Genomic DNA, 7388 nt, shown 5'->3' on the forward strand with positions numbered 1-7388 from the left:
GCCCTGCGGCGTTCCCGTCCGGGCCCTACCCGCTCCCGCTCCCGCTCCCGGTCGCCGGGCCGGCGGCGGCCCGGCGTACCCGGCGCGGAGTGCGGGTGGGGCGGTGGCGCAGCCGGCCGAAGACGGCCGTCAGGACGGTGACGGCGGCCGCGGCCAGCGAGAGGAGGAGCCCCTCGGTGAGGCCGGGCGGGCGGAACGAGCAGGTGATCCGCTCCGCTCCGGCGCCGAGCGGGACGCCGATCATGCCCAGCACTGCGCGCGGCGGCGCGAACCCGCCGCCGGCGACCGCGCAGGTCCAGCCCCTGGTGGCGGGGACGGCGAGCAGCGCCGTCCCCGTGCTGCCGGGCGGGAGCGCGGCCGTCAGGGTGTGCCCGCCGGCCGCGACCGAGCCGGCGCCGGTCGCGGTGAGCCGGGCGAGGGCGGCCTCCAGCGCGCCGGGCCGCAGACAGCCGATCGGCCGGGCCGGGACCTGGGTGACGGCGTCCGCGCGCAGCACCACCCGCACCAGGCCGTCGGCGGGCACCGGTCCGAGTTCGTGGATCGGCACGGCGGTGGTCGGCTGCTCGCCGTCGCTGCGGTACGTCGTGCCGAGGCCGCTCACCGTGCCGTCGAACCAGACCCCGTGGAAGTACGCGGTGCCGCCCGGGGTGCAGGCCGCCGTGAACGCGGTGCCGTCCTCGCCGGCCGGGGTGGCGGGGACGGACCAGCCGCTGCTGCCGTGCGCCGCGGGCGCCGGGCCGCCGGCCGGGACGGGCTCGGGCACGTCGTACACCCGGCTGCCGAGCAGCGACTCCTGCCGGGACCAGACCGAGGAGGGGTCCGGGGCGGCGCCCGCCGGGAGCACGGTGACCAGCGGGGGAGCGGCGGAGCGGGCGACGGTGAAGCCGTCCGGCGGCGGCCCGTCGGCGAGGTGGGTCCGGACGGCGAACAGGGCCCGCCCGACCGGGTCGGTGACGCTCTGCGTCAGCCGTCCGCCGGCCGACCAGCCGGCACCCAGGTCGTGCAGCAGCAGCGCCGTGACGGTGGGCAGGTAGCCGCTGGAGTAGCCGCCGCCCTGGCCGTCGAGCAGCAGCGGGTCGTTCGGGGTGAAGGCGTGCGGCCCGGGGTCGCTCCGGCCGCGCGGCCAGTCGGCGGCTTGGCGCAGCGCCGCGTGGGCGGCCCGGACGGCGCCGCCGGTGGCCGTCCCGGCGGCCGGGGTGCCCAGCGCGGCGTACGCCGACCAGACCGCGCCGCCGAGCACCACGCCGCCCAGCACCGCGGTGGCGGCGGTGCCCGCCCGCCGGTCGGTGTGCCGGCGCTCCAGCGTCCACAGCGCGGCGAGCAGCACCGCGCCGCCCACCGCGAGCAACACCCAGGTGGACACCCGCACCGTGCGCTGCCCCGCCGCGAGCCCGGCCACCAGGACGACCACCGCGGCGCCGCCGAGCAGCGTCGGCGCGTCCGGCCGGTGCGCCAGCGAGACCCAGCCGGCCAGCACCAGCAGCCCGCTGAGCACGAAGGCCACCCGGTACGGGCCGCCGGCCGGGATGGCCAGGCCGTGCCAGACCAGCACGGTGGGCGTCCAGACGAAGCTCAGCACCACCAGTGCCAGCAGCCCGCACCAGACGATCCGCTCCCGGGCCCGGACCCGCCGGTTGAACGGCAGCCCGGCCACCAGCAGCAGGCCCAGCAGGCCGATCGAGACGTCCGGCAGCGGTCGGCCGGTCTGGGTGCCGGGCAGCAGCTGGGCCAGGTGCCCGCCCAGCCCGGACGGGCCGAGCGGCTGGACGGGGGACTCGGGCTGGGCCTCCTGGGAGGCCCGGACGCCGACGAAGAGCACGGGCGCGGCGATCAGTACCCCGACGCCGGCCGCGGTGACCGCCCGCCCGGTCACCCGGACCACCGCCTTGAACGGCCGCCGGACGGCCGCCAGCCGTACCGCCAGCACCAGGCCGGCCGTGATGGTGGCCATCGCGGCGGTGTAGAGGTTGCCCGCCCAGGCGAGGGCGACGCAGAGGGTGCCGGCCACCCAGCGCCGCTCGTGCAGGCACCAGTCGCCGGCCAGGACGAGCAGCGGCAGCGAGACCAGCCCCCAGAGCCACATCGGGGCCGCTCCGCCGACGGCCGGCACCCAGGCGCAGAGCCCGTAGCCGACGGAGGTGACCGCCCGCAGCCACCGCGGTCCGGCGTGCAGCCGGCCCAGCGCGTGGGCCATCAGGCCGGTGCCCAGGCCGATGCTGAACAGCGCCACCAGGAAGACCGCGAGCTGCCCCTGGTCGCGGGGCAGCAGCACGGTCGGCCAGGAGAACGGGTTCATCAGGTAGGCGAAGAAGTCGGCCAGGAACGGCGCCCCGTACCCGCTGTTCCAGTTGAACAGCAGATCCCCGGGGGCCTGCCCGTGCGCCAGGTCCCACAGCTGGGCGTGGAACGGCACCGCCGTCTGCGCGGACCCGGGCGGCCAGGCCCCGCGCAGCCCGGTGGCGAGCGCGTACCCGGCCATGGCCAGGCCGGCCGCCGCGGCGCAGACCTGCACCTCCCGCCCTCGCTCGGCCATGGTGATATGCCCCGTTCTACGAGGAATGCCGGATCGGATGCAGGTGAGCATAAGCGCGCCCCCGGCGCGAGTGGGGTCTCACGCGCTCCCTCGTGGGAGGGACGTGCGGGCGAACCCGGCCGAGTAGCCCGAGAGGGCCCGTCAGGATGCCCGCACGGGAGGAATCCCGAGCAGCCGAAGCTCGACCGCCCGTTCCCGGTCGACATCGACCTCACCCGATCGGGCGTCCGGATAGTGGACGCGAGGTGTCACCCCCTGGGACGGCGGAGTAGGGTCCGACCATGTCTCGCACCATTCGTCTCGCAGTAGTTCCCGGTGACGGCATCGGCCAGGAAGTGGTGGCCGAAGGCCTCAAGGTCCTTGGCGCGGCGCTGCCCGCCGACGTGAAGCTGGAGACCACCGAGTACGACCTCGGCGCCCGGCGCTACCACCGCACCGGCGAGACGCTGCCGGACAGCGTGCTGGAGGAGCTGAAGTCCCACGACGCGATCCTGCTCGGCGCCATCGGTGACCCGAGCGTCCCGTCGGGCGTGCTGGAGCGCGGGCTGCTGCTGAAGCTGCGCTTCGCCTTCGACCACCACATCAACCTGCGGCCGGGCCGGCTCTTCCCGGGCGTGAAGTCGCCGCTGGCCGGTGACCCCGAGATCGACTTCGTGGTCGTCCGCGAGGGCACCGAGGGTCCGTACGTCGGCAACGGCGGCACGCTGCGCACCGGGACCGAGCACGAGGTGGCCACCGAGGTCAGCCTCAACACCGCCTACGGCATCGAGCGGGTCGTCCGGGACGCCTACCGCCGGGCCCAGGCGCGGCCGCGCAAGAAGCTCACCCTCGTCCACAAGAACAACGTGCTGGTGCACGCCGGTCACCTGTGGACCCGGATCTTCGAGCAGGTCGGCCGGGAGTTCCCCGAGGTCACCACCGACTACCTGCACGTCGACGCGGCGACCATCTTCTTCGTCACCCAGCCCGAGCGGTTCGACGTGATCGTCACCGACAACCTGTTCGGCGACATCCTGACCGACCTGGCCGCCGCCGTCACGGGTGGCATCGGCCTGGCCGCCAGCGGCAACATCAACCCGAGCGGCGACTTCCCGTCGATGTTCGAGCCCGTGCACGGCTCCGCTCCGGACATCGCGGGCCAGGGCAAGGCCGACCCGACCGCCACGGTGCTGTCGGTCGCCATGCTGCTGGACCACCTCGGCTTCGCCGCCGAGGCCGCCAAGGTCGAGACCGCGGTCGCCGCGGACCTGACCGGGCGCACCGGCACCCGGACCACCTCCCAGGTCGGCGACGCGCTCGCCGCCCGAGTATCCGGGTAACGGGCCGGATCCGACACGCGGAATCCGGCCGGGAGGCCGGGTCCGACCAGCGGTGTTCCGGCCGAAGGGGCCGGGGCGCACAAGCGCACAACCGCGGCTGCCGATTCCCCTGAGGGATTGGCGGCTGTTCGGCACGGCCCTCTGGATGCGAGTATCGACAGTGGGCCGTGCCGTCGTGCGTTCGTTCGCCGAAACGTTCACCCGACGGAGGCGGCCCGGACCAACCCCACGGTGAAGGACACACAGCCATGAGCACGCCCACCCAGGCGCCCATCACGTTCGACCTCAAGCCCTCCGCGCACCCGCTGTCCGACGCGGAGCGTGAGGCCCGGCTGGCCAACCCCGGCTTCGGGCGGATCTTCACCGACCACATGGTCACCATCAGGTGGACCGAGGGCCTGGGCTGGCACGACGCCCAGCTGGCGCCGTACGCGCCGCTGGAGATCGACCCGGCGAACATGACGCTGCACTACGGTCAGTCGATCTTCGAGGGCCTCAAGGCCTACCGTCAGACCGACGGCTCGATCGCGACCTTCCGCCCGGAGGCCAACGCCGAGCGCTTCCAGGCCTCCGCCCGCCGTCTGGCGATGCCGGAGCTGCCGGTCGAGACCTTCGTCGAGGCCGTCGAGCACCTGGTCCAGCAGGAGCAGAACTGGGTCCCGAACCAGCCGGAGCAGAGCCTCTACCTGCGGCCCTTCATGTTCGCCACCGAGGTCGGCCTGGGCGTGCGCCCGGCGAACTCCTACCTCTTCATGATCATCGCCTCGCCGGCCGGCGCCTACTTCTCCGGTGGCGTCAAGCCGGTCTCGGTCTGGCTCTCCGAGGACTACGTCCGCGCCGCGCCGGGCGGCACCGGCGCCGCCAAGTGCGCCGGCAACTACGCCGCCTCGCTGGTCGCCCAGGCCGAGGCCGCCGCCAAGGGCTGCGACCAGGTCGTCTGGCTCGATGCCGCCGAGCACCGGTGGATCGAGGAGATGGGCGGCATGAACCTGTACTTCGTCTTCGGCGAGGGCAAGGACGCGAAGATCGTCACCCCGGAGCTCTCCGGCGCGCTGCTGCCCGGCATCACCCGCGACTCGCTGCTCCAGCTCGCCGGCGACCTCGGCTACGCCGTCGAGGAGCGGAAGATCTCCACCGACGAGTGGAAGCAGGGCAACGCGGACGGCACCCTCACCGAGGTCTTCGCGTGCGGCACCGCCGCCGTCATCACCCCGGTCGGCTCGGTCAAGTCCCGCGGCGGGGACTGGACCGTCGGCGCCGGCGAGCCGGGCCCGACCACCATGGAGCTGCGCCGGGCGCTGCTGGCCATCCAGGGCGGTCAGCAGCCCGACACCCACGGCTGGCTGCACAAGATCGTCTGATTCTGAACCGCCTCCGGCCTGCGCCGTTTCGGATCGCGAGACGGCCGGGCCGGAGTCCGGGGGGTGTGCCAGACTGCGAGCGTGTCCTCGCTTTCGCTGATTATTAGCAGCAGGCGCGCCGGTCCGCAGTGACCGCTCCCGCAGTACCCGACGCGGAGCGACCACCAGCGTCCAGACCCGCGCGCAGACCTCTCGCACCCGCGAGGGGTCTTTTGCTTTTTGGGCCCGCCCCGAACGGCACACCCCGGACCGGCCGGAGCCCCCACAAGGGGCCGAGCGACACCGGGCGCGCGCGGGATGCTGGACAGTGGAGCCGGATCAGAACCGGCAGAGCAGTACCAAACCTCCCGGAACGGAGACCCAGGGCCATGACCCAGGCCAGCAATCGCACCGACGACAGCTTCCACGTCTTCGACACCACCCTGCGCGACGGCGCGCAGCGCGAGGGCATCAACCTCACGGTGGCCGACAAGCTGACCATCGCCCGGTACCTGGACGAGTTCGGGGTCGGCTTCATCGAGGGCGGCTGGCCCGGCGCCAACCCGCGGGACACCGAGTTCTTCGCCCGGGCCGCCGCCGAACTCGACCTCCGGCACGCCCAGCTGGTCGCCTTCGGCGCCACCCGGCGGGCCGGCGGCAAGGCCGCCGAGGACCCGCAGCTGGCCGCCCTGGTGACCTCCGGCGCCCCGGTGGTCACCCTGGTCGCCAAGGCCCACGACCGGCACGTCGAACTGGCGCTGCGCACCACCCTGGACGAGAACCTGGAGATGATCCGGGACAGCGTGGCGTACCTGCGCGCCCAGGACCGCCGGGTGTTCATCGACTGCGAGCACTTCTTCGACGGCTACCGGGCCAACCGCGCCTACGCGCTGGCCGTGGTCCGCGCCGCGCACGAGGCCGGCGCCGACGTGGTGGTGCTCTGCGACACCAACGGCGGGATGCTGCCGGCCGGCGTCCGCGACATCGTCGCCGACGTCCTCGCCGACTGCCGGACCTACAAGCCCGACGCCCGGATCGGCATCCACGCCCAGGACGACACCGGCTGCGCCGTCGCCAACACCCTGGCGGCGGTGGACTCGGGCGCCACCCACGTGCAGTGCACCGCCAACGGCTACGGCGAGCGGGTCGGCAACGCCAACCTGTTCCCGGTGGTCGGCGCGCTGGAGATCAAGTACGACCGGCGGGTGCTGCCGCCCGGCAGCCTGGCCGAGATGACCCGGATCTCGCACGCCGTCGCCGAGGTGGTCAACCTGACCCCCTCCACCCACCAGCCGTACGTCGGCCACTCCGCCTTCGCGCACAAGGCCGGCCTGCACGCCTCGGCGATCAAGGTCGACCCGGACCTGTACCAGCACATCGACCCGGAGACGGTCGGCAACACCATGCGGATGCTGGTCTCCGACATGGCCGGCCGCGCCTCGGTCGAGCTCAAGGGCAAGGAGCTCGGCTACGACCTCTCCAGCGACCGGGACCTCGCCGGCCGGGTGGTCGCCAAGGTCAAGGAGCAGGAGAACCTCGGCTACACCTACGAGTCCGCCGACGCCTCCTTCGAGCTGCTGCTCCGCGACGAGGTGCGCGGCAGCCGCGAGCGCTTCTACACCCTGGAGTCCTGGCGGACCATCAGCGAGCAGGGGCCGTGGGGGTCACCGCGTCCGGAGGCCGGGGCCGGGAGCCCGGGCAACGAGGCGACGGTCAAGCTCTGGGCCAAGGGCGAGCGCCGGATCGCCACCGGTGAGGGCAACGGCCCGGTCGACGCGCTGGACAAGGCGCTGCGCACCGCGCTGGAGCGGATCTACCCGCAGCTGGCCACGCTGGAGCTGGTCGACTACAAGGTCCGCATCCTGGAGGGCCAGCACGGCACCGGCTCCAAGACCCGGGTGCTGATCGAGTCCACCGACGGCACCTCCAACTGGTCCACCGTCGGCGTGGCCGACAACGTGATCGCCGCGTCCTGGCTGGCCCTGGACGACGCCTACACCTACGGCCTGTTGCGGGCCGGCCTGGAGCCGTACGCAGGCTGAGCCCCGCGACGATGCGGCCCACGGACCCCCGGGTCCGTGGGCCGCATCGTTTCGGCGGTGCTGCTGTTCGCTTCGGTTCGGCGTGGGGCTTGCTCAGCGGAGGCGGGCGAGGAGGGCGTGTTCGACGAGGGTGATGAGGGCGCTCTTGGCGCTG

Annotated in this window: 4 protein-coding genes; 3 read left to right on the top strand and 1 reads right to left on the bottom strand. The window is 73.8% G+C overall.

Annotated features, from left to right (window positions below; all coding sequences use genetic code 11):
• Positions 1-25: 25 nt before the first annotated feature.
• Entirely contained in the window at positions 26-2533 is a 2508-nt protein-coding gene (locus ACFVYI_RS41980; protein ID WP_387895317.1) for a YfhO family protein, read from the bottom strand.
• Positions 2534-2814: 281 nt separating this feature from the next.
• On the opposite strand from ACFVYI_RS41980, the gene ACFVYI_RS41985 reads away from it, so the two are divergent.
• The 3 genes from ACFVYI_RS41985 to cimA all read left to right on the top strand — a co-directional run bounded on the left by ACFVYI_RS41985 (position 2815) and on the right by cimA (position 7234).
• A complete protein-coding gene (locus ACFVYI_RS41985; RefSeq protein ID WP_387895320.1) occupies positions 2815-3852 on the top strand; it encodes a 3-isopropylmalate dehydrogenase in 1038 nt (345 codons plus the stop codon).
• 248 nt (positions 3853-4100) lie between these two features.
• Positions 4101-5213 carry a branched-chain amino acid aminotransferase gene (locus ACFVYI_RS41990; protein ID WP_387895322.1) on the top strand — a complete coding sequence of 371 codons (1113 nt, stop codon included), beginning with the start codon at positions 4101-4103 and terminating at the stop codon, positions 5211-5213.
• Positions 5214-5581: 368 nt separating this feature from the next.
• Entirely contained in the window at positions 5582-7234 is a 1653-nt protein-coding gene (cimA, locus tag ACFVYI_RS41995; protein ID WP_387895325.1) for a citramalate synthase, read from the top strand.
• The last annotated feature ends 154 nt before the right edge of the window (positions 7235-7388 follow it).

Origin of the sequence: Kitasatospora sp. NPDC058218 (genome assembly GCF_042882445.1) — a bacterium.
In the GTDB taxonomy this organism is placed as follows: Bacteria; Actinomycetota; Actinomycetes; order Streptomycetales; family Streptomycetaceae; genus Kitasatospora.

Coding starts and splice junctions, on each gene's coding strand:
- ACFVYI_RS41990 (WP_387895322.1), top strand. CDS start 4,101: ATGAGCACGCCCACCCAGGCGCCCATCACGTTCGACCTCAAGCCCTCC.
- ACFVYI_RS41985 (WP_387895320.1), top strand. CDS start 2,815: ATGTCTCGCACCATTCGTCTCGCAGTAGTTCCCGGTGACGGCATCGGC.
- ACFVYI_RS41980 (WP_387895317.1), bottom strand. CDS start 2,533: ATGGCCGAGCGAGGGCGGGAGGTGCAGGTCTGCGCCGCGGCGGCCGGC.
- cimA (WP_387895325.1), top strand. CDS start 5,582: ATGACCCAGGCCAGCAATCGCACCGACGACAGCTTCCACGTCTTCGAC.